The sequence below is a fragment of the Enterobacter sp. MGH 38 genome (assembly GCF_000492855.1).
Taxonomy (GTDB): Bacteria; Pseudomonadota; Gammaproteobacteria; order Enterobacterales; family Enterobacteriaceae; genus Enterobacter; species Enterobacter hormaechei_C.
The window spans coordinates 2040875-2064139 of sequence record NZ_KI535608.1 but is presented as its reverse complement, the minus strand read 5'-3'; the positions used below and the strand labels follow the sequence as shown (position 1 = coordinate 2064139).

Annotated in this window: 16 protein-coding genes; 2 read left to right on the top strand and 14 right to left on the bottom strand. The window is 58.0% G+C overall.

All coding sequences use genetic code 11. The features are described 5' to 3' along the window. Positions 1 to 33: 33 nt before the first annotated feature. Positions 34 to 780, top strand: a complete 747-nt coding sequence (locus L384_RS01840) for a GntR family transcriptional regulator (RefSeq protein WP_003859242.1) — start codon at positions 34 to 36, stop codon at positions 778 to 780. Here the strand turns inward: L384_RS01840 and L384_RS01845 are convergent. The 3 genes from L384_RS01845 to L384_RS01855 are packed head-to-tail and all read right to left on the bottom strand — an operon-like array spanning position 754 to position 3982. Continuing rightward, positions 754 to 1707, bottom strand: a complete 954-nt coding sequence (locus tag L384_RS01845) for a PfkB family carbohydrate kinase (protein ID WP_003859240.1) — start codon at positions 1705 to 1707, stop codon at positions 754 to 756. The two genes, L384_RS01840 and L384_RS01845, sit on opposite strands and share 27 nt — an antisense overlap. Beyond that, a complete protein-coding gene (locus L384_RS01850) occupies positions 1704 to 2708 on the bottom strand; it encodes an ADP-ribosylglycohydrolase family protein (protein ID WP_023314524.1) in 1005 nt (334 codons plus the stop codon). Before L384_RS01850 ends, L384_RS01845 begins: the two co-directional genes overlap by 4 nt. Beyond that, positions 2705 to 3982: a nucleoside permease gene (locus L384_RS01855; RefSeq protein WP_003859236.1), complete on the bottom strand. Its 1278-nt coding sequence runs from the start codon at positions 3980 to 3982 to the stop codon at positions 2705 to 2707. The genes L384_RS01850 and L384_RS01855 overlap by 4 nt, the downstream gene beginning before the upstream one ends. A 248-nt stretch (positions 3983 to 4230) precedes the next feature. Here L384_RS01855 and fbaB point away from each other — a divergent pair, with 248 nt between their 5' ends. Further along, entirely contained in the window at positions 4231 to 5283 is a 1053-nt protein-coding gene (fbaB, locus tag L384_RS01860) for a class I fructose-bisphosphate aldolase (RefSeq protein ID WP_000129585.1), read from the top strand. 397 nt (positions 5284 to 5680) lie between these two features. On the opposite strand, the gene yegS is transcribed toward fbaB, so the two are convergent. From yegS to yegD, 11 genes are all read right to left on the bottom strand, one after another. Beyond that, a complete protein-coding gene (gene yegS / locus L384_RS01865) occupies positions 5681 to 6580 on the bottom strand; it encodes a lipid kinase YegS (protein WP_023324950.1) in 900 nt (299 codons plus the stop codon). 170 nt (positions 6581 to 6750) lie between these two features. Next, complete coding sequence (locus L384_RS01870; RefSeq protein WP_022651497.1) at positions 6751 to 7356, bottom strand: hypothetical protein; 606 nt, start codon at positions 7354 to 7356, stop codon at positions 6751 to 6753. Positions 7357 to 7363: 7 nt separating this feature from the next. Further along, entirely contained in the window at positions 7364 to 8329 is a 966-nt protein-coding gene (locus L384_RS22660; protein WP_023324949.1) for a hypothetical protein, read from the bottom strand. 410 nt (positions 8330 to 8739) lie between these two features. Further along, positions 8740 to 10101 (bottom strand): prephenate-dependent tRNA uridine(34) hydroxylase TrhP, encoded by a 1362-nt coding sequence (gene yegQ / locus L384_RS01875; protein WP_022651495.1) that lies wholly within the window; start codon positions 10099 to 10101, stop codon positions 8740 to 8742. Between the two features lie 606 nt (positions 10102 to 10707). Next, on the bottom strand, positions 10708 to 11430 hold the full coding sequence (baeR, locus tag L384_RS01880; protein WP_015572364.1) for an envelope stress response regulator BaeR: 723 nt from the start codon (positions 11428 to 11430) through the stop codon (positions 10708 to 10710). Further along, complete coding sequence (gene baeS / locus L384_RS01885; RefSeq protein WP_006811258.1) at positions 11427 to 12830, bottom strand: envelope stress sensor histidine kinase BaeS; 1404 nt, start codon at positions 12828 to 12830, stop codon at positions 11427 to 11429. The genes baeR and baeS overlap by 4 nt, the downstream gene beginning before the upstream one ends. Beyond that, on the bottom strand, positions 12827 to 14242 hold the full coding sequence (locus tag L384_RS01890; RefSeq protein WP_003862087.1) for an MFS transporter: 1416 nt from the start codon (positions 14240 to 14242) through the stop codon (positions 12827 to 12829). The genes baeS and L384_RS01890 overlap by 4 nt, the downstream gene beginning before the upstream one ends. Further along, the gene (mdtC, locus tag L384_RS01895; protein ID WP_023324948.1) at positions 14243 to 17320 is read right to left on the bottom strand and encodes a multidrug efflux RND transporter permease subunit MdtC; all 3078 of its coding nucleotides are present in this window, start codon (positions 17318 to 17320) and stop codon (positions 14243 to 14245) included. Then, entirely contained in the window at positions 17321 to 20443 is a 3123-nt protein-coding gene (locus tag L384_RS01900; RefSeq protein WP_022651491.1) for an MdtB/MuxB family multidrug efflux RND transporter permease subunit, read from the bottom strand. Next, positions 20443 to 21645 (bottom strand): MdtA/MuxA family multidrug efflux RND transporter periplasmic adaptor subunit, encoded by a 1203-nt coding sequence (locus L384_RS01905; protein ID WP_023324947.1) that lies wholly within the window; start codon positions 21643 to 21645, stop codon positions 20443 to 20445. The genes L384_RS01900 and L384_RS01905 overlap by 1 nt, the downstream gene beginning before the upstream one ends. Positions 21646 to 21861: 216 nt before the next feature. Then, the gene (gene yegD / locus L384_RS01910; protein WP_023324946.1) at positions 21862 to 23214 is read right to left on the bottom strand and encodes a molecular chaperone; all 1353 of its coding nucleotides are present in this window, start codon (positions 23212 to 23214) and stop codon (positions 21862 to 21864) included. Positions 23215 to 23265: the final 51 nt, after the last annotated feature.

Genomic DNA, 23265 nt, shown 5'->3' with positions numbered 1-23265 from the left:
TGGCATAAAACCTTATGCCAGAGAAAAACAGAGATGGAACAAGCGCATACCCGGTTAATTGCTCAACTCAAGGAACGAATTGCCGCACCGGACAACACGCCGCTGTATCTGAAATTTGCCGAAACGGTTAAAAACGCGGTACGCAGCGGCGTGCTCGCGCACGGTAATATTTTGCCTGGCGAGCGCGATCTGAGCCAGCTTGCCGGTGTGTCGCGCATTACGGTGCGTAAAGCGATGCAGGCGCTGGAAGAGGCTGGCGTCGTCACCCGCGCGCGTGGATACGGTACGCAAATCAACAATATCTTTGAATATTCGCTAAAAGAGGCGCGCGGGTTTTCTCAGCAGGTGGTGCTGCGGGGCAAAACGCCCAACACGCTGTGGGTTAATAAACGCGTCGTGAAATGTCCGGAGGAGATCGCCCGCCACCTTTCCCTTGCGCCAGACAGTGATGTATTTCTGCTTAAGCGCATCCGCTATGTGGATGACGATGCAGTATCGATAGAGGAGTCCTGGGTACCAGTAGGATTAATTCCCAACCCGGACGACATTGGCGTCTCGCTTTATGATTACTTCCGCAGCCAGAATATCTTTCCGCAGCGCACCCGGTCCCGCGTCAGCGCCCGGATGCCGGACAGCGAGTTTCAGGCGCATATCAAGATGGACGATAAGATACCGGTGCTGGTGATCAAGCAAGTCGCGCTCGATCAACAGCACCGGCCAATTGAGTACAGCATCAGCTACTGCCGCAGCGACCTATACGTCTTTGTGTGCGAGGAGTAGGGCCTCGCGCGTGGGGGCGCAGTCGCCACCGCGATGGCTGACTACCCAGGCTGCTACGGCATTGCCAAGCTGCACCGCCTCTGGCAGTGACCATCCCGCGGCCAGACCGGCAAGGGTACCTCCCGCATGGCTGTCACCCGCGCCGATGGTATCGACCACGGTAGCAGGAAACGCCGGAACGTGTCCGGAAGCGTCACCGTCATACCAGACCGCCCCGTCTTTATCATGGCGTACGATCAGCGCAGCGCCAAACCTCTGCTGCCACCGTGTGCCGAGCTCTTCCACGCTTACGCCAAGCCATTCTGCGGCAAGTTCCGCCTCCTGACGATTAAGCGAGACCATCGGTTTGCAGGCCATAATCCTTGCCATCAGCGGGTCGGGAATATCCGCGATGCGCGGACCGAAATCGATAAAGAGCGTCGCATCCTGAAGACTTTCCAGCCAGGCCGTCAGCAGCTCACCGCTGGGGGACGCCAGCTGGTAGCCGGACAAAGAGATCAGGCTCCCTGCCGGCACGCTTAACCCGTCCAGCCAGCGCTGCTGCCACTGATTCTCCACGCCGCTGAACGACATAAAGGTCCGTTCACCGTCAGGCTCCACCAGCGCCAGGCACCAGCCGTTATCACCCGTTTCCGCTTCCACGGCGCTGTGCAGATCCTGCTTCGCCATGGCGTTACGGATAATATCGGCCCACACGCCGTGGCCGACAGGAAGCGCGTTTTGCGCAGCAATGCCGAGCCGCTTCAGGGCGATGGCGATATTCAGCGCGCAGCCGCCAATATTCACTCCCTGTTGCTTCAGTTCGATATCACACCCGCGCCAGGGCAGGGCGTAGGCGTCGGCAATCACGTCGATGACCGCCGCGCCGAGCACCGTTACGGGACGCGTGGCGTGAAGGGTTTCGAGACGGCGGGCAAAAGCACTCATACGCCCTCCCTGTGCTCCCGGAAGTGCAGCAGTTTTTCACAGTAGTGGCCGAAATCGAGCCGGTTTACGGCATCAAGTTCGTTTTTGAGTGCCGGATCAATGGCCTGTACACCGTGCAGCGCACCGCAGATGGCCGTTGCCATCGCGCCGATAGTGTCAGTATCACCGCCCAGGTTGGCGCATAACACCGCGCAGCGGTTCGGATCGGTGCCCGCGAGTTCGACCATCGCAATCGCCGCCGGAACGGACTCAAGGGTGCTCGTGCCCGCGCCAATAAGCTGATAGATCTGCTCGCTGGCGGACTCGGTACCGTTGGCTTCGCGCACGGTTTTCAGGGCCAGCTCAATACGAGCGGAAAGTGATGCGCTGAAGGTGGTCGTGTTCGCCTCCTGTGCCGCACGGGCAATACCCGGCAGGGCATCGGCGATGTTCTGCCAGCGCTCGCCGTCGATAGCGCGTGAAACCGCCCAGGCGATCACCACCGCACCGGCGATGGCGAGATCCGATTTATGGGTCGGGCTGGAGGCTAACGCAACCTGTTCCACAAAGTGCGCCAGACGCGTGGCCGGCAGCAGGCATCCCAGCGGGGAGGCGCGCATCGCCGCACCGTTGGTGACGCCGTTGTTTTCCAGCTGGCTCACCGGCTTGCCGTCACGGATGGCGTTCAGGGCAATTTTGGAGGTCGGGCCGAGTACATTCTTATTGAACGCGTCAAAATCCAGCGCCCAGTCCAGAATATGCTTACCGATAACGTCAGGGTTAATTTCCCCCTCGCATTCGATAATCGCATCGGCCAGGCACAGCGCCATCGACGTATCATCCGTAAATTCGGCCTGCTTAAAGTAACAGGCGGCATTATTCTCAGCCGGGCCGGGTAAGAAACGGTCGATCCAGCCGAAGTGCGCTTTCACCCGCTTGCGCGGCCACAGCTCCGACGGCATTCCCATCGCATCCCCTAACGCCTGCCCGTAAAGAGCACCGAGAATACGGTCTTGTTTCATTTAACTTCCCCTCGTGTCAGCGCGGTATCGCCATCAACCACCTCAATTGCGGTGATCTCTTTATCCGATTCGCGGAAAAACAGCATAAACAGCACGGCAATCACCACAATCATGATTGCACCAAACGTCCACATTCCGGCCCAGTTGAAGGTCAGCCCATTCACCGGCTCTTTATATGCGAACATTTTTTCCATCATCACGCCGCCGAGACGGTAACCCAGCAGGCTACCAAAGCCCTGACAGCACAGCGTGATCAAGCCCTGCGCCGCGTTGCGCATATGCACGGGCGCTTTTTTATCCACGTAGATGTACGCGGTGACGTAATAGAAGTCATAGCTTACGCCGTGCAGCAGAATGCCGAGGAACAGCAGGGCGTAGGTGAAGTATTGCTCGGCGCCGCCGTAAACAAAGAAACCGTAGCGAATGGCGGCGGTGATCAGGCCCAGCAGCAAGACCTTCTTAATACCAAAGCGTTTGGTAAAGAACGGCAGAGCGAGCATGAAGAAGATTTCAGAGAACTGGCCGAGGGTCATCCAGCCGGTGGCGTTTTTCATCCCCACTTCGGTGAGATAGCCGTTGGCAAAGATGTAGTAGAAGGCCAGCGGCATGGCGAACAGGAACGAGCAGAAGAAGAACACCAGAAAGTTTTTATCGCGCAGCAGGATCAGCGCATCCAGCCCCAGCATCACTTTGAAATCCAGCTTGCCGGTACTCTTCGGCGGGGTATTCGGCAGGAACAACGCGAAGACGCCGAGCAGAAGGGAGCTGGCAGCGGTCATTAGCAGCGGAATATTGGTGTCAGAGATGTCGCTATAGCCCATCATCTGCGGCAGGAAGCCGCACGCCAGGCCGGAGGCAATCCAGCCGATGGTGCCCATCACGCGGATGCGCGGGAAATCAGCCTCTACGTCATCGACGTTTGCGAAGGCGATGCTGTTGGTCAGCGCGATGGTCGGCATATAGGTCAGGGAGTAGGCCAGCAGCAGCGGGAAGAAGGTGCTGAACTGGGTTTGCTGTGCTGCGAAATACATCAGAATCGCGCCAGCGAACATCAGCACGGCCAGCACTTTCTGGGCGGCGAAGAAACGGTCCGTCAGCGAGCCGACCAGGATAGGAGAGAGGATCGCGGCAATCGCGGTACAGGCATACGACCAGCCAATTTCCCCGGCGGTAAACCCGCTCTTACTCAGCCACAGCCACAGCGGCACAAACCATGCGCCCCAGATAAACCATTCAACGAACATCATGAATGACAGTTGGACTTTCGTTTTCATTTTTTAATCCTGCATGTCAGAGGTACGCATGTAACATACCATGTGATAATACCTTTTAAATACCTTTAAGGCGATTGTTTGATCAGTGTAACAAAAATGTTGTACACGAAACGAGCCAGCAGATTGTGCTTAAAAAAGTTGCAAATGGTGGAAAATAGGTTAAGTCGGTACCAGGCTTACTCTGCCTGCAAAAACGTGGGCTTGGATCACACGCTCCGACATCATGTCGGACTTACGGGAGCATCACTATGACTGATATTGCGCAGCTGCTTGGCAAAGACGCCGACAGCCTTTTACAGCATCGTTGTATGACCATTCCAGCCGACCAGCTTTATCTGCCTGGCCATGATTACGTAGACCGGGTCATGGTCGACAACAACCGTCCGCCTGCCGTACTGCGAAACATGCAGACGCTTTACAATACCGGCCGTCTGGGCGGGACCGGCTATCTCTCCATTCTGCCCGTTGACCAGGGCGTAGAGCACTCGGCGGGAGCGTCGTTTGCTGCTAACCCGCTCTACTTTGACCCGAAAAACATTGTCGAGCTGGCGATTGAAGCAGGGTGTAACTGTGTGGCATCGACGTATGGCGTGCTGGCCTCCGTTTCTCGCCGCTATGCTCACCGCATTCCGTTCCTCGTCAAGCTGAACCACAACGAAACCCTGAGCTACCCAACCGAATATGACCAGACGCTGTACGCCAGCGTCGAGCAGGCGTTCAACATGGGCGCGGTGGCGGTCGGGGCAACCATCTATTTCGGCTCTGAACAGTCGCGACGTCAGATTGAAGAAATCTCCGCGGCGTTCGAGCGTGCCCACGAGCTGGGCATGGTAACCGTGCTGTGGGCCTATCTGCGTAACGCGTCATTCAAGAAAGACGGCGTGGATTACCACGTATCAGCGGATCTGACCGGTCAGGCAAACCACCTGGCAGCAACCATCGGCGCGGACATCGTGAAGCAGAAAATGGCCGAGAATAACGGCGGCTATAAAGCGGTGAACTTTGGCTATACCGACGACCGCGTGTACAGCAAGCTGACCAGCGACAACCCGATCGATCTGGTGCGCTACCAGCTGGCGAACTGCTACATGGGCCGCGCCGGGCTGATTAACTCCGGCGGTGCGGCAGGCGGTGAAACCGACCTGACCGACGCGGTGCGCACGGCGGTCATTAACAAACGTGCGGGCGGTATGGGGCTGATCCTGGGCCGTAAGGCGTTTAAAAAATCCATGGCCGACGGCGTGAAGCTGATTAATGCGGTTCAGGATGTCTATCTGGACAGTAAAGTCACGATTGCCTGACGCCACCGTATCCCTCTCCCCGGTGGGCTGAGGGTTCCTCACAAAATAATGCCTGCACAAACGGCCCCCTCTCCCTTGAGGGAGAGGGGGGCTCAGTCGCCACCACCCTGGCGACCCGGGCTCCCGGCGGTAAATCGCCGCTTCGCGGTCCCTTCGGCTTATTCCTTCCGGCTTATCGGGGACGGGCGGAAGTAACATCCCTGTACAGCCCGCCCTCTCGGCGCATCCCTGCGCCTCGCCCCGGCCTACAGGAAACGCCTCAGCGATTTACAGCCGGACCGAGGCATCGCTGAAAGCCCTCAGTGATTCTGAGGCAACGTTATCGCTTTTGCTTTCAAATTACTGGGGAACCCTCAGCCCTGTGGGGAGAGGGCATTATCGCGCACGCTGTAAAAAATCAGCGCAACAGCACGCAGTCCGGCGGCAATCGGCACTGCAACGCCCCGGGCAACACCTCAATGCGGAATCGCTCGCCGCTGAGCGGCTCTCCGTCGAGGTTAAAGGTCATGCCGTGTGGGGCGATCACTTCAAACCACGCGGATTTCCCGTCGATGATATTGGGGCTCTCCTCTGGCTGCGTCAGCGTCGTAAACAGCGCAGGCAGCAGCCCGTCGCCGGTAAAAATACGCAGCTGTAATTGACCGTCGTTGATCAATGCTTCCGGGCAAAGCTGCTGACCGCCCCCCGCCTGCCGCCCGTTGCCGATACCAATCACCAGCGCGTCGCCCTGCCAGTGGAAGTTCTCACCGTGAATTTCACAGCTGTCGGGCTTGAGGGTGTCCATGCGCATTAGGCCATGGATGAGATACGAAACGCCGCCCAGCGCGGCCTTCAGTTTTTCCGGCGTTTCGCTGGTAATGCGGGTGCCGAAACCGCCCGTCGCCATATTGATAAAGCAGGTTTTTTCATTCACCTGAGCAATATCGACGGCGGTAGCTTTCCCGAGGATAGCCAGTTGCAGTGCTTTGCCTACATCCTCCGGAATACCGGCGCTGGTGGCAAAATCATTGGCGGTACCGAGCGGTAAAATGCCCATCGCCGGGCGATGGGCTGTGTCGAGATCAATAAGCGCGCCAGCAATCTCGTTGATTGTTCCGTCGCCGCCGCCGGAAATGATGGTCTGAACACCTAACCTGATGCCCTCGTCGATGTAGCGCGCCGCATCGCCTTTTTCAAATGTCACGCGCACGTGAATGCATGCTCCATCTTCACGCAATTCGGTGATCGCCTGGCGCAACAGATCGTTGCCTGCACTCTTGCCGTTAAGAATTAATAAACTGTCTGGATAGGTTGCCATCCGGGTTGCTCCCTTTTTTAGCTATAGAAAGAGTGTATCCCAGAGAGGGAAAAAGCGGGTAAGAACAGGATGAAAGGCAAAAAATAAGCCCGCGTAAGGGCTTTGAAATCGACTAAAGAACCCCGTAGCGCTTACAGTGCATACTACTGCCGCTCAATTGACTATTGTGGTCAACGTTTGAGGTGTGACATTGGCCTTGCCTCGATTTTGAGCTGCTTACGCCAGACCCGATTATGTAGCGTTAGCGCAATGGAGCGGTAAAAAATCGATGAATTCATCCACATAATGTTCAGAAAGAAACATCCCAGCCCCAGCAAAGAGGTTATTTGCGGTGTGTAGTTCTCAACAGGGCCGAATAAAAGCGAAATCCCCGTCCAGATGAAATAAATGATGCTCATTATGCCTGTCAGCGTAATGACGAAAATATGCAGTTTATATCCAGGTAAAGAACCTCGTGTAGTCAGAAACATCGTGCTCATCACTACCAGACAATACACAATCGCTGCAATGAATACTCCCATCATAACCTTAAATTCGGGTAAGCCGAGCCAGCGAAACAGCAACAACCAGAGGGACACTTGCAGCATGGCGTAGCAAAAAATAGCCAGTAACGTGCTCACTGCCAAAGGAATTCCTGTCATATGGACGCCCACAGGAACGCCGAACCGATCTTTTAACTGTTCTTTTAATGTTTCAAGCTGGTTGAGATCATCGGTCGCCATTTTACTTTTAACCAAAGCACTTAATGCAAGGCTATCTTTAATGTATTTCATCATGGACGGGTCAATAACTTCCTGTAAATGAAAAAGACTGAATTAAACCAAAAATGTATTTACCCGTTTGTGCAACATTCTGTGGATTTCTGATATTTCCTGAGATGGCACTTCCAACGAAGGCAGAAGAATTTGAAATGGTATTCAGCAACTCACGCTGTAAGAGCAACTGCAACGCTTCTGACGGATAACGTTTGGGATACACGCCTGCCTTCATTGCTGCTTTTACACCTGAATTCGAGATGCCGGGATTGCGGATACGAATAATCTCCTCTGTTAATCGCGTACGGTCGGCCCGGCTCATTTTTTGTAATAAGGAGAGCAAACTCTCAGACGATGAACGGTTAAGAAGGCGATATGTTAATGCAGCGCTTTTTAAACCCGCAGCAGCCCCGGCAAGAGAAATCGCATCCAGGGCTGTGTTGGTTGCTGTATACCACTCCTGGGAATCCATCCACGCAACGTAATCATCATGATTCATAGCAATCAACGATAGTCGGCCAAGCCCATTTGCACATTGAATTCCAGTTGCTACACCACCGGCTAAAATCACAGCGGCTATAGCACCGGAAGACCCTGCAGTGAGAGGTATAGCCATACCGGCCCCTGCCGCAAGTACAACAGTAAGAATTGCGGCTCCGCAGGAAATGGCCGTTGAACCAATTTCAGTTGCCAGGGAAGGGGAATTAATCGTCGCCGTTGTTGCCTGAACAGGGTTAACTAATGAGGCATTTACTTTGGTTATGACTACATGACTAACCGAGCTTTCGTTTGGTGTCGCAATCCTTCTTGATGGCCGTACTAGCCACTGACGTGTACCGTCTGAGTAGATAATCCCGGCCTGGCTAAAATTTCTGCTACAGTCCAGTTGACCTGCAAGTGCTGTGAAATTTATATCGCCGCCAGAGGCAAGACCAAGACTGCGTGCGAGTTCGTAATCTGGAAGATCCTTTGAAAATTGTCCTGTGAATGTCACTTCATCTCTCCGTCCATGTGAAACGTTGATTGTTAATAAATCAAGAGTAAAGGTCCTGTTAACACTTAAAATTAGGAATATTCCGAATAGTGTTCATCCCTCTCAAATCCATTAAAAAATGTGATTAGGATCCTTTGTTCGTTCGATTTGCTTAGATGATACGCCTAATGCTGACACAAACCTTTCCCGGGTCAATGCAACGCCATATTTATCAGGGGGAAAAATTTCAGGAGTTAACAAAAAAAATAAGCCCGCGTAAGGGAGATTACGCAGGCTAAGGAGGTGGTTCCTGGTACAGCTAGCATTTATGGGTTATGTTTTTCAGCGGGGGGATAATACCCGTATTGAACGAAGCGGTATGTGATCCGATTCTAAGAATTATCCCAGCGTGAAAAAATCCCGTTGATTGACTATTTGCCGTGTGGATTTCGGGTATTTTCACCTTCAAAATTACGCATCAGCAGCGCAAACTCCAGCTCCACCTCTTCAGGAACCGGCAGCCAGACCACATGGCCGTCGCCAGGTGCGACCTCAATCGCCTCACCTTTTTTGTTTTCCAGGTGCTCCAGTCGGAAGTTCATGTTGCCCTGCGGCGTCATCAGCTCCAGGCTGTCGCCTTTAGTGAATTTGTTTTTTACGGCGACGGCGGCCAGCGGGCCTTTACGCTCGCCGGTGAAGTCGCCTACAAACTGCTGGCGTTCGGAAATCGAATAGCCATGCTCGTAGTTCTGGTAGTCGTCGTGAGTGTGACGACGCAGGAAACCTTCGGTATAGCCGCGATGCGCCAGACCTTCCAGCGTTTCCAGCAGGCTGGTGTCGAACGGTTTACCGGCAGCGGCATCGTCGATGGCTTTGCGATATACCTGTGCGGTACGGGCGCAGTAGTAGTAAGACTTGGTGCGGCCTTCAATTTTCAGGGAGTGTACGCCCATCTTGGTTAAACGCTCGACGTGCGCGATGGCGCGCAGATCTTTAGAGTTCATGATGTAGGTGCCGTGCTCGTCTTCGAAGGCGGTCATGTACTCACCCGGACGTTTGGCTTCTTCGATCATAAACACGCTGTCGGTAGGCGCGCCAATTCCCAGCGTTGGCTCAACGTTGGTGACCGGAATCGGCTCGTGTTTATGCACGATGTTACCGATGTCATCCTCTTTGCCTTCCTGAACGTTATATTCCCAGCGGCAGGCGTTGGTGCAGGTACCCTGGTTCGGGTCACGCTTGTTGATGTAGCCAGAGAGCAGGCAGCGGCCGGAGTAGGCCATGCACAGCGCGCCGTGAACGAAGATTTCGATCTCCATATCCGGCACCTGGGTGCGGATCTCTTCGATCTCTTCGAGGGACAGCTCGCGGGACAGAATGACGCGGGTCAGCCCCATCTGTTTCCAGAATTTCACCGTTGCCCAGTTGACGGCGTTAGCCTGCACTGAGAGGTGAATGTCCATCTCCGGGAAATTCTCCCGAACCAGCATGATTAAACCCGGGTCCGACATGATCAGCGCGTCCGGCCCCATCTCCACGACCGGCTTCAGGTCACGAATGAATGTTTTCAGCTTGGCGTTGTGCGGCGCGATGTTCACCACCACGTAGAATTTTTTGCCCAGGGCATGCGCTTCATTGATGCCGAGCTGAAGATTTTCGTGGTTGAATTCGTTGTTACGCACGCGCAGCGAGTAGCGCGGCTGGCCCGCGTAGACGGCGTCGGCGCCATAGGCGAAAGCGTAACGCATATTTTGCAGCGTTCCCGCCGGGGAAAGGAGTTCCGGTTTAAACATGTTTGTTCTCGTTCTGATGACAGGTCAGATCCGCATGCACCTGATGCAGCGGTAAGGGGAGATCCCCCACTTTAAGGGCGGGCATTGTAGCGCTGCGGGGAAGAGAGGTAAAGCTTTGCCCCTCACCCTAACCCTCTCCCCTTTGGGGCTGAGGGTTCCCCACAAAATAATGCCTGCACAGACGGCCCCCTCTCCCTTGAGGGAGAGGGCTGGGGTGAGGGGGAACATACGGCTCTGGTGGTCATTCCGTTCACGTTATGTTCCTTGCTACTCTGTCACGACATGGCCGGTGAACGTGCCAGGGTGGCTCAGTCGCCACCACCCTGGCGACCCGGGCTTCCGGCGGAAAATCGCCGCTTCGCGGTGTCTTCGGCTTATTCCTACCGGCTTATCGGGGACGGGCGGAGGTAACATCCCTGTAAAGCCCGCCCTCTCGGCGCATCCCTGCGCCTCGCCCCGGCCTACAGGAAACGCCTCAGCGATTTACAGCCGGACCGAGGCATCGCTGAAAGCCCTCAGTTATTCTGAGGCAACGTTATAGCTTTTGCTTTCAAATTGCTGGGGAACCCTCTCCCTTTGGGGAGACGGCAGGGTGAGGGGGGTTATTCAGGCAATCCTGCACGCATCCGCTTCCCAGCGATACCCCACGCCGTACACCGCGCGAATAAACGACTGGTCGGCGTCCAGCGCCTCCAGCTTGCGGCGCAGGTTTTTGATGTGGCTGTCGATGGTGCGGTCGGTCACCACGCGGTAATCGTCATACAGATGGTTAAGCAGCTGCTCGCGGGAAAACACTTTGCCCGGCTCGTGGGAGAGCGTTTTCAACAGGCGAAACTCTGCGGGGGTGAGATCCAAAAGTTTGCTGCGCCAGCTCGCCTGGAAACGGCTTTCGTCGACGATCAGCGGGCTTTGCGCATCCAGCACCTGCAATTCACGCTGCGGCTTACAGCGGCGGAGGATGGTTTTCACGCGAGCGACCACCTCCCGCGGGCTGTAAGGCTTGCAGATGTAATCGTCGGCGCCGATTTCGAGCCCCAGCAGACGATCGATCTCTTCGATTTTGGCCGTCACCATCACGATGGGCACATCGGAGAAACGACGAATTTCGCGGCACAGGGTTAGGCCGTCGGTACCCGGCAGCATCAGATCCAGCAGGATCAGATCCGGCGGCGTCTGGCGCACGTAGGGCAGCACCTGGTCGCCGTGGCTGATAAGCGTTGGCGCGTAACTCGCAGCGCGCAAATAGTCGATCAGCAGTTGCCCAAGTTTAGGCTCGTCTTCCACGATCAAAATACGCGGTGTGTTGTCGTCAATCGGTAACTCGGTCATGCTTCCCTCGATAAATCCCGTTCCAGAGGTAACTCTACTGTAATGCTAACCCCGCCAAAAGGCGAATGGGCGGCGCGGATGGTGCCGCCATGGGCCTCCACAATGTTAACGCAAATGGCCAGCCCAAGGCCGGAACCGCCGCTGGCGCGGTTGCGTGAACCTTCGGTGCGATAGAAGCGCTCGAACAGTTTTTCCAGCTGCGCATCCTTCACGCCAGGGGCGGAGTCCGCAAAGGTCAGGGCAAAGCGCCCGTTTTCCTGCCTGCCGGAGATATGCAGCGCGCCGCCGCCGTCGGTGTAGCGGAGGCTGTTCTCCAGCAGATTATTGAACAGCTGCATCAGGCGATCTCTGTCGCCGAACACCACCGCACTGTCCGGCAGCGAAAGGTTGATTTTCAGGTCACGGCTGGCGAAGCGCTCGCGGAATGCGCCGGTCACGACTTCAAGGATATTGATCACATCGATCGGTGCTTTCTGGTAAGCCAGGGCGCCTTCGTCGGACATGGAAAGCTGATGCAGATCGTCCACCAGTTTGGTCAGCGTACCGACTTCCGCCTGAAGCGAGGCCACCGACTCGGGGGTGAACTGCCGCACGCCGTCCTGAATCGCCTCCAGCTCGCCGCGCAGCACCGCCAGCGGGGTGCGCAGCTCGTGCGAAATGTCGGCCATAAAATCGCGGCGCATCTGCTGGTTTTTTTCCAGCGTGCTGGCGAGCTGGTTGAAGTCCTGCGCCAGCTTGCCCAGTTCATCCTGGCTGCGGGTGTCCACGCGGGTCGAGAAATCACCCGCCGCCAGCTTGTGCGTGCCTTCCACCAGGCGCTTAACCGGCGCCAGCAGGCCGCGCGCCAGCGGGAAGGTGGCGAGCGCCGCAAGCAGGGTAGAAAGCGCGACAATCAACCAGCTGGTCTGACGCTGCTGGCGGTCAAAGTTGATGTCGGTGTTGCGCGTCAGCCGCTCGACCGGGGAGGCGATAACCCAGCCCACCGTGGCGCCGTTCGAGGTAATGGCGCGCTTTGTGCCGTCCGGCGGTACCGGAGAGCGTGGGCCAACGAGCACGCGCATCTCCTGATCAATTACCCAGAACTGGGTGCGCCAGCCGTGCGGCGGCATGCCCGGTCCCGGACGGTCGTCGTCATTATCGTGCTCCAGCGAGCGCAGAATTTGAAATATAAAGCGATCGTTGTTGCGCAGAAAACGCCAGTTACCGTGCAGGCTATACTGTTCCCCCAGCGCGTCGCTTAAGCCCTGTAAACGCTGTTCGTTACCGTGCTTGATGTAGTCAATAAAGCCGCGCTCAAAGCTGACCCGCACCGCCCAGTGCATAGTAATCAGCAGGACGATACAGGTGGCGAAAATCGCCACAAAAAGCTTACCGGTGATCCCCGGACGCCAGAATTTCATGGTGCACTCCTTTTGCCGCGTCGGATCACGACGTTTTTGGTCGTGTCATTCGGCACTCTGGCAAAGATAAAAGCGGGCAGAGCGATAATTACCGCCATGCTGAGGTAAGTGTATAAAAAGACCTGATGCGCGACGGGGGTGTCGGCGCTGAGATGGTGCTGACCGTACATGCCGAGCAGCAATCCGGCAACCGTGACCCCCACGCTCATGGAGAGCTGCATGATCATCGACAGCAGACTGTTACCACTGCTTGCCAGCTCGTCCGGCAGATCTTTCAGCGTCAGGGTGTTCATCGACGAGAAGCGCATGGAGTTGATGATCCCCTGGCAGAACAGCACCAGCGGCAGGATGTAGTACCAGCCCAGCAGCGCCACGGCCATAAACAGCAGGCAGACCAACGCCAGCCCGATCGTGGCGGCCACCAGCACGCGGCGATAGCCAAAGCGGTTCACCACCTGCACCACAATACGCTTCATCCCCATGCTGCCAAGTACCATCGGGATCATCATCAGCCCGGCATGGAACGGCGAGAAGCCCATCCCAATCTGTAAAAATACCGGCGTCATAAACGGCAACATGCCGCTGCCGATGCGTCCGGCAAAGCTGCCGAACAGACCAAGACGGTAGGTGGGATTCTTGAACAGATTCAGGCTGAACAGCGCGTTAGCGTTACCTCTGGCATGCCACAGATACCAGAGAATGGCGGTGACACCCAGCGCTACCAGCAGGGCGAGCGACAGGGAGGAGATCCCCAGCCCTTTTTGCCCGTCGAGCGCGAGGGTAAGCGTCGCCATGCCAGCTGCCAGCAGGATGAAGCCAAAGAAATCAAAGCGCCGGGTCTGCATTTTATAGTTCGGCATCAGCGTCAGGGTGGCAATCGCGCCGATAATACCGACCGGCAGGTTGATCAGGAAGATCCAGTGCCAGGAGGCATACTCCACCAGAATCCCGCCCAGCGCCGGGCCAAGCAACGGGCCGACCTGACCGGGCAGGGTGACGAAGGTCATCGCCGCCATATACTGCGCGCGCGGAACAATTTTCATCACCGTTAACCGCCCGACGGGTACCATCATCGCGCCGCCGACGCCCTGTAGCACGCGCGCCATCACCAGCTGGTCGAGGGTATTGGCCTGGGCGCAAAACAGCGACCCGGTGGTAAACAGCACAATGGCGGTGAAGAAGATGTTTCGCACGCCGACTTTATCCGCCAGCCAGCCGCTGGCAGGCAGCATCACGGCGACCGTCAGCACGTAGGCGACAATCACCATATGCATGTGCAGCGGGCTCTCCCCCAGGCTTTTCGCCATCGAGGGGAGGGCGGTGTTCACGATAGTCGTGTCCAGCGACTGCATAAAGAAGCCGAACGCGACGATCCACAATTGCCAGCGAACGTTACTGGGTAGGTCGGTCATTTACTCGGTCACCGTGGTTCTCTTTTTACGCGAAAAACGCAGCCGCAGGCGGTCAAAGAACAGATAGACTACCGGCGTCGTGTAGAGCGTCAGCAGCTGGCTCATCACCAGGCCGCCAACGATCGTGATCCCCAGCGGCTGGCGTAGTTCAGAGCCGTCACCGCCGGATATGACCAGCGGCAGCGCGCCGAACAGCGCGGCCAGCGTGGTCATCATGATCGGGCGAAAACGCAGCAGACAGGCCTGGAATATCGCCTCGTCCGGCGTCAGGTTGCCGTTGCGCTGGGCGTCCAGGGCAAAGTCGACCATCATTATCGCGTTTTTCTTCACGATGCCAATCAATAGCATGATCCCGATAAGCGCGATAAGACTGAATGGGGCACCGAACAGCTCCAGCGCCAGCAGCGCCCCCACGCCCGCAGAGGGAAGCGTGGAGAGAATGGTCAACGGGTGCACGTAGCTTTCGTACAGCACGCCCAGCACGATATAAACCGTGGCAATGGCCGCCAGAATCAAAATAACCTGCGAGTTCATGGTGTCCTGGAACACCTGCGCCGTACCGGCAAAGCTGCCGCGCACCGAGGAGGGCACCCCGAGCTGGGTCATGGCGCGATTAATGGCATCGCTGGCCTCAGACAGCGACGAGCCGGTTGGCAGGTTAAACGAGACGGTCGAGGCGGCGGAAAGCCCCTGGTGGTTCACCGACAGCGGGGCGTTCGACGGCTGCCAGCTGGCGAAGTACGACAGCGGAATCGCCTTACCGTCATCATTGATCACAAACATCTTGTCCAGCGCGCTGATGTCCTGGGTGTAGCGCGGATCCACCTCCATCACCACCTTGTACTGGTTCATCGGCTGATAGATGGTAGAGACTTCACGCTGCCCGAAGGCGTTGTTCAGCAGGCTGTTGGCCGCCTCCACGTTAATGCCCAGGCGGGCCATGGTTTCACGATCGTAGGTGAGCGCCATCTCCGCACCGTTGTTTTGGCTGTCAGAGTTCACGTCCGCCAGCTGCGGCAGCGCGGCCAGCGCTTTACGGATCTTCGGCTCCCACTCGCGCAGGGCGGCTAAGTCATCCGAGAGCAGGGTGTACTGATAGCTGGCGTTAGCCTGTCGTCCGCCGACGCGGATATCCTGAACGGCCATCAAAAACAGATTTGCCCCCGGCTCTTTGGCAAGCTTCAGCCGCAGGCGGTCAATGATCTGCTGCGCCGTTTCGTGACGTTCACCGCGCGGCTTAAGGGTAATAAACATCATCCCGCTGTTAACGCGCGAGCCGCCGGTAAAGCCGGTGACGTTATCCACGGCCGGATCTTCCCGGATGATTTTCATAAAGTCTTGCAGTTTGCCGCGCATCGCCTGGAACGAAATGCTCTGGTCCGCCTGAATGCCCCCCATCAGCACCCCGGTATCCTGCTCCGGGAAGAAGGTTTTCGGGATGGTGATATACATCCAGACGTTGAGGACGATGGTGCCGATCAGCACCAGCCCGACAATACGCGTGTGGTTCAGCACCCATTTCAGCGATTTGCCGTAGCCGGACTGCATCGCCATCAGGACGCGGCCAAAGCCTTTCCTGCGCGGCTGCGAGTGCGGTTGGCTGCGCTTTAGCATCCAGCCGCACATCATCGGCGTCAGCGTCAGCGAAATCACCAGTGAGATACCAATGGCGACGGAGAGCGTGACGGCAAATTCGCGCAGCAGTCGCCCCGGCAGGCCGCCCATCAGCAGCAGCGGCAGGAATACCGCCACCAGCGACAGGCTCATGGACAGGACCGTGAAGCCCACTTCGCGCGTCCCCTGAAGCGCCGCCTGGAGCGGCTTCATGCCCGCTTCCAGATGGCGCGAGATATTCTCCAGCACCACGATGGCGTCATCCACCACAAACCCGGTGGCAATCGTCAGCGCCATCAGCGACAGGTTGTTAAGGCTAAAGCCGCACAGGTACATGGCGGCAAAGGTGCCTATCAGCGATACCGGCACCGCCACCGCCGGGATCAGCGTCGCGCGCCCCGAGCGCAGGAACAGGAACACCACCAGGATCACCAGCGCGACGGAGATGATCAGCGTTTGCTCTACCTCCTCAAGCGAGGCGCGGATGGTGGGGGAGCGGTCCTGCGCAATCTGGAGATCGATGGCCGCCGGAATCGTTTCCTGAAGCTCCGGCAGGCGCGCGCGGATGCTGTTCACCGTCTGAATGATGTTGGCTTCCGGCAGCTTGCGGATCATCAGCAAAATCGCCGGTTTGGCGTTGGTCATCCCGGCGTTACGCACGTCCTGCACCGAATCGGTGACGCTGGCGACGTCGCTCAGGCGCACCGCCGCGCCGTTGTTGTAGTGAATAATCAACGGCTGATACTCGGCGGCGGTTTTCAGCTCGTCGTTAGTCTGGATCTGCCAGCGGTGGCTGTTGTCCTCAATCGCGCCCTGCGGCTTACGCACGTTGGCGTTGCTGATGGCGGAACGCACGTCGTCCAGCGACACGCCCTGGTTAAACAGCGCCTGCGGATTCAGCCCCACGCGCACGGCGGGCAGGGAGCTGCCGCCGACGTCCACGTCGCCCACGCCGTCAATCTGGGCGATGGTTTGCGCCAGCTGGGTGGAGGCAAAATCGTACAGCTCGCCCTGGGAGTAGGTCTCTGACGTAAGCGTCAGGATCATGATCGGCGCGTCGGAGGGGTTGGCCTTGCGATAGGTTGGACGGCTCGGCATGCCGCTCGGCAGCAGGCTTTGGGCGGCGTTAATCGCGGCCTGCACGTCACGTGCCGCGCCGTTGATGTCCCGGTCGAAATTGAATTCCAGAATGATGCGCGTGCTGCCCAGCGAACTGCTGGAGGTCATCTCGTTAACCCCGGCAATTCTGCCAAGCGAGCGCTCAAGCGGCGTCGCCACCGATGAGGCCATGGTTTCCGGCGAGGCACCCGGCAGCGAGGCGCTGACCATGATCACCGGGAAATCGACCTGCGGCAGCGGGGCCACCGGCAGCAGCCGGAAGCCCAGCACGCCGCACAGGGTGATAGCGACGGAGAGTAAAATCGTCGCCACCGGACGGTAAATGAAGAGGGCGAAAAACTTCACTTACGCCTCCTCTTCACGTTTCGGGAAGCGGCTTTTCGTCCACAGGGCCAGACGGTCAAACAGCAGGTAGATAACCGGCGTGGTAAACAGCGTCAGCACCTGGCTTACGAGCAGGCCGCCGACCATCCCGATGCCCAGCGGACGGCGCAGTTCGGCCCCCACGCCGGTGCTCAGCATCAGCGGCAGCGCGCCCAGCAGGGCGGCGAGGGTGGTCATCAGGATCGGGCGAAAACGCAGCAGACAGGCCTGGTAAATGGCCTCGCGCGGCGCCATACCCTGCTCGCGCTCGGCGGCCAGCGCAAAGTCGATCATCATGATGGCGTTTTTCTTCACGATGCCGATAAGCAGAATGATGCCGATGATCGCAATCACGTCCAGTTCGCTCCCCGCCAGCATCAGCGCCAGCAGTGCCCCCACGCCCGCCGTCGGCAGGGTGGAGAGAATGGTGATCGGGTGGATAAAGCTTTCATACAGCACGCCAAGCACGATATACATCGCCACCACCGCCGCGACAATCAGCCAGACGGTGCTGCCCAGCGCGGCCTGGAACGCCAGAGTACTGCCCTGGAACTGGGTCTGAATATCGGACGGGAAGCTGAGTTCTTTCTCCGCACCCAGAATGGCCTCCACCGCTTCGCCCAGGGAATAACCGTCCGGCACGTTGAACGAAATGGTGGTGGATGGGAACTGATCGAGATGGTTAATCGACAGCGGGGTGTGACGCTCTTCCACGCTGGCAATGGCGCTGAGCGGCACAATCCCGCCGTCTTTGCTGGTCAGGCGTATCGAGTCCAGCGCGGCAAGCCCGGGCGTGTTCTCGGTGTTATGTTCCAGCACCACGCGATACTGATTCGCCTGGGTGTAAATGGTGGAGATAAGGCGCTGGCCAAAGGCGTTATACAGCGCGTTATCCACGTCGGACATGGTAATGCCCAGACGGCTGGCGGTGTCGCGGTTGACGTTCACGTACGCCGCCAGCCCTTTATCCTGCCAGTCGCTGCTGACGTCAGAAATCTGCGGCAGTGCTTTCAGCTTGTCCACCAGCTGCGGCACCCAGGTGCTGAGTGCATCAAGCGAGGTGGCCTGGAGCGTAAACTGGTACTGCGTGCGGCTCACCTGCGTATCAATGGTTAAATCCTGGATCGGTTGCAGATACAGCTCAATGCCCGGTACGCGCGCCACAGCGCTTTGCAGACGCTCAATAACCGCGTTGACGCGATCGTCACGGTCATCGAGCGGTTTAAGGTTAATTTGCAGGCGCGCGCTGTTAAGCGACGGGTTGGTGCCGTCTACGCCCACGTAGGCAGTCAGGCTTTCCACCGCCGGATCTTTCATGATGATCTCAGACACCTGCTGCTGGCGCTGCGCCATGTTGGCGAAGGAGACCGTCTGTGGCGCCTGAAGCGTGCCCTGAATAATGCCGTTGTCCTGAATCGGGAAGAAGCCTTTCGGAATGAAAATCCACAGCATGACGCTGAGCGCCAGCGTGCCGAGGGCCACGCCGAGCGTCGCCCAGGGATGGTTCAGGACTTTCGCCAGCACGCGGCCGTAGGCGGCAATAATGCGCTCGAACATCCGCTCGGAGGCGAGGGAGAAGCGGTTTTGCTTGCGCAAAGATTCGTGGCTCAGCATGCGGGCGCACATCATCGGCGTCAGCGTCAGCGACACCACGGCAGAGATCAGAATGGCGACCGCCAGCGTCACGGCAAACTCGCGGAACAGCCGCCCGACGATATCGCCCATAAACAGCAGCGGGATCAGCACCGCAATCAGCGAGAAGGTGAGCGAAATAATGGTAAAGCCGATCTCCCCCGCGCCCTTCAGCGCGGCGGCTAACGGCTTTTCACCTTTCTCGATATAGCGCGAGATGTTTTCGATTACCACGATGGCGTCGTCCACCACAAACCCGGTGGCGATGGTGAGCGCCATCAGCGTCAGGTTGTTAATCGAGAAGTCGAGAAATACCATTACCGCGAACGTCCCGACCAGCGAGAGCGGCACGGCAACGGCGGGAATGATGGTTGCCGGAACGTTGCGCAGGAACAGGTAGATGATCATCACCACCAGCGCAATCGCCAGCATCAGCTCGAACTGGGTGTCAGTCACTGACGCGCGAATATTCGTGGTGCGGTCAGAGAGCACTTTCACGCTGACCGATTTTGGCAGGCTTTCCACCAGCTGCGGCAGCATGGTGCGAATGCTGTCGGCGGTATCAATAATGTTCGCGCCCGGCTGGCGCTGAACGTTCATGACAATCGCCTGCTGCTTATTAGCCCACGCCCCGAGCCAGCTGTTTTCCGCGCCTTGTTCGACGGTTGCCACGTCGCCCAGGCGGATCGGTGCGCCGTTCTGGTAGGCAATAATCAGCTGACGGTATTCATCGGCGGACTGCATCTGGTCGTTGGCGGAGAGCGTGACCGCGCGGGTCGGGCCGTCCAGCGAGCCCTTCGCTGAGTTAACGTTGGCGCTGCTGATGGCGGTGCGAATGGTTTCGCTGGTTAACCCCAGCGCGGCAATGGCCTGGGCATTGAGCTTAACGCGCACCGCGGGGCGTTGTCCCCCTGCGAGCGTAACCAGCCCGACGCCGGTCACCTGCGAAATCTTCTGCGCCACGCGGGTTTCGACCATGTCTTCCACCTGCGTCATCGGCATGGCGGAGGAGGTGACGGCAAGCGTCATGATCGGCGGGTCTGCCGGGTTCACCTTGCTGTAAACCGGCGGGTTCGGCAGGTCAGACGGCAGCAGGTTGGTGGCGGCGTTAATGGCGGCCTGCACCTCCTGTTCCGCGACGTCCAGCGACAGGGCGAGCTGGAACTGAAGCGTGACGACCGAGGCGCCGCCCGAGCTCTGGGAGGACATCTGCTTCAGGCCAGACATCTGGCCAAACTGACGCTCCAGCGGGGCGGTGATGGCGGATGTCACCACATCCGGACTGGCGCCCGGATAGAGGGTGACAACCTGAATAGTCGGGTAGTCCACTTCCGGCAGCGCCGACACGGGCAGAAAACGGTAGCCAATGATCCCGGCCAGCAGGATCGCCACCATCAACAGGGTCGTCGCAACTGGACGTAAGATAAACAGGCGTGATGGCCCACCTGTAGAGCTCGGCGGCATCACCTGCATCAGGCTTTTGCTCCTGCATTCTGCGCTTCCACCACCTCGACCTGCGCCCCTTCGGTCAGCCGGTCAATACCGTCGGTTACGACGCGGTCGCCTGCGGACAGCCCGGCGCTGATCACCACCGTCTGACTGTCCTGGATCCCGGTTTTCACCAGGTGTTTGCTGACCTTGTTTTCGCTGTTCAGCACCCAGACAAAGTTGCCTTCACTGCCCATTTGCAGGGCCGCCGTCGGGATCACCACGGCGTTTTCTTCGGTCGCGACCAGCATTCGCGCATTGACGAACTGATTCGGGAACAGGGCATCGTCCTGATTGTTGAAGCGTGCTTTTAACTTGATGGTGCCGGTGGTGGTGTCGATCTGGTTATCCAGGCTCAACAGCGAACCTTCGCTCAGCTTCTGCTTGTTGGTGCGATCCCAGGCTTCAACTACCAGCGATTTTCCGGCCTTCTGCGCCTGTATCACCGTCGCAATGTCGCTTTCCGGCAGGGTAAAGACGAGATCGATAGGGTGCGTCTGGGTGATCACCACGATGCCCGTGGTATCGCCGCTGGAGATTTGGTTCCCGATATCAACCTGTTTCAGGCCCACGCGGCCGTCAATCGGCGCGGTGATCCGGCTCCAGTCGAGCTGGAGCTGGGCGCTGGCGACCGCGGCTTCGTCGGCCTTGATGGTGCCCTGAGATTCACTGACCAGAGATTGCTGGGTATCCAGCTCCTGGCGCGACACGAGGTTGGTTTTTACCAACTGCTGATAGCGGGCTAAATCGCGGCGGGCATTGGCGAGGGTGGCTTTGTCTTTCGCGAGTTGCCCCTGCGCCTGCGCCAGGGCCACCTTAAACTGGCTTGGATCGATTTCCGCCAGCAGATCGCCCGCTTTCACCTGTTGACCTTCCTGGAAGTGGATGGCCATCAGCTGACCGTCTACGCGGCTACGTACCGTCACGGTGTTGGCGGCAGTGATGGTTCCCAGCCCGGAGAGATAACGAGGCACCGCTTTATTCACCGCCGTTGCCGCCTGCACCGGTGCCAGCGCACCGCCGCGCATACCGTGGCGCCCGCCGCCCGTTGGGCGTTGTGAGGGGCTACTGGCGCCAGCAGGTGCCGTGGAGTTCGCGGACTGGCTGTGCCAGTACCAGGCGGCGGCCAGGACCACCACAATCAGACCAGCGGCGATTGCCCAGCGGGATTTGTTACTGCCTTTCATCGTTATACGTTCTCATCCTGAAACTCTTTCGGGGAATGATACTAGTTTAGTCAGGTAACACAGTGGAAAAATGGAGGAAATATGGAAGACTGTCAGGAATGGTCTGAGTGTGGTGCCGCGGTTTCGCCTTCGCCGGGTGGCGCTGCGCTTACCCGGCCAACGGTTGGAGGATCTTGTTGGCCGGGTAAGGCGAAGCCGCCACCCGGCACAACTCCATTAGCTAAACACCACCTGCGCCCAGCGCGCCAGCCCTGCTGTAACGGAGCCAAAGTCATCGCCGCCGGCAATCGGGATCCCCGGCAGCTGTTCCGCCAGCGCTTTCTTGATCAGCGGCGAACGGGCGCTACCGCCGGTCAGGTAAATCACGTCCGGCTTCACTTTGCCATTCTCAAGCGCCAGCTGCACCTGCTCCAGAATACGCTGAAGCGGCTGAGTCAGCGCCATTTCCAGCCCTTCCTGGGTGATAGCCGTAGCCAGATCGTCACTGATAAACGGCAGCGAAACCGCATGCTCAGGACGATCGGAAAGGGCGATTTTGCTCTCTTCGGCGGTGCGCACCACGCGGTAGCTCAGGCGCTGACGCCACACCTTATACAGCAGCGCGACCTTCTCTGCATCCTGTGCATCACGCACCAGATCGTTGAGGAAATGGCCATTCGCGGTGCTGTAAAAATCACTCTGGGCAGGGACGTCGTTGATGGCAATCGCGTTCCACCACGGCAGGATCGGCAGGGCGATGCCTTTCTCGGTTTGACCGCCCATGCCGAGCAGCGGCATCAGGCTCTTGAATGCCAGGGCAATATCCAGATCGTTACCGCCCACTCGGCAGCCGCTGTGCCCCAGCAGACTGTTTTCACGATCGCGACGGTGATGCCACTTCGGACCCATCAGCAGTAATGAGCAGTCCGTCGTTCCGCCGCCGATGTCCACTACCAGCACCCGTTGTTCTTCTGTCAGCGTGGCTTCAAAATCCAGCCCCGCTGCAACCGGCTCATACTGGAATACCACGTCACGGAAGCCAGCCCGGTGCGCTGCACGCTCAAGGATCCCCTGCGCCTGCTGGTTGGCGTCGTCGCCGCCCAGCCCCTGGAAGTTGATCGGACGGCCAATCACCGCCTGGGTGATGGCATCCGGCACCTGGGACTGCGCCTGATTGCGGATGTGCAGCATCATCGCGCAGACCAGATCTTCAAACATCGCCACTTGCTGTGGCTTCAGGCCGCTGGCGCCGAGGAAGGATTTCGGCGATTTAACGAAGTAGACCTCTTCCGGATCTTCAATGTACTGCCCGAGGGAAGAGAGGCCGAACTGCACGCTGGAAGGGGTAACGTCGATATCTTCCTCGCGGTTAAAGCTGACCGCACGGCGCAGCAGCGCCTGGGTTTCCGCTGCGGTAGCAGGAACCTGATGATGGCGGAACAGCCACTCGCTCACCGCTTCACGCGTCGGCGCACAGAGCATTGACGGCAACAGCGTACTGCCGTTTTCCATTTTCAGGAGCTGCGGTTGTCCGTTTTGCATTATCGCAACCGAGCAGTTTGCGGTGCCGTAGTCGAATCCAATAAACACAATAAATCCCCATGCCGGTGAGAAGGGGCGAGACTTTAGCGAAATGTCTGC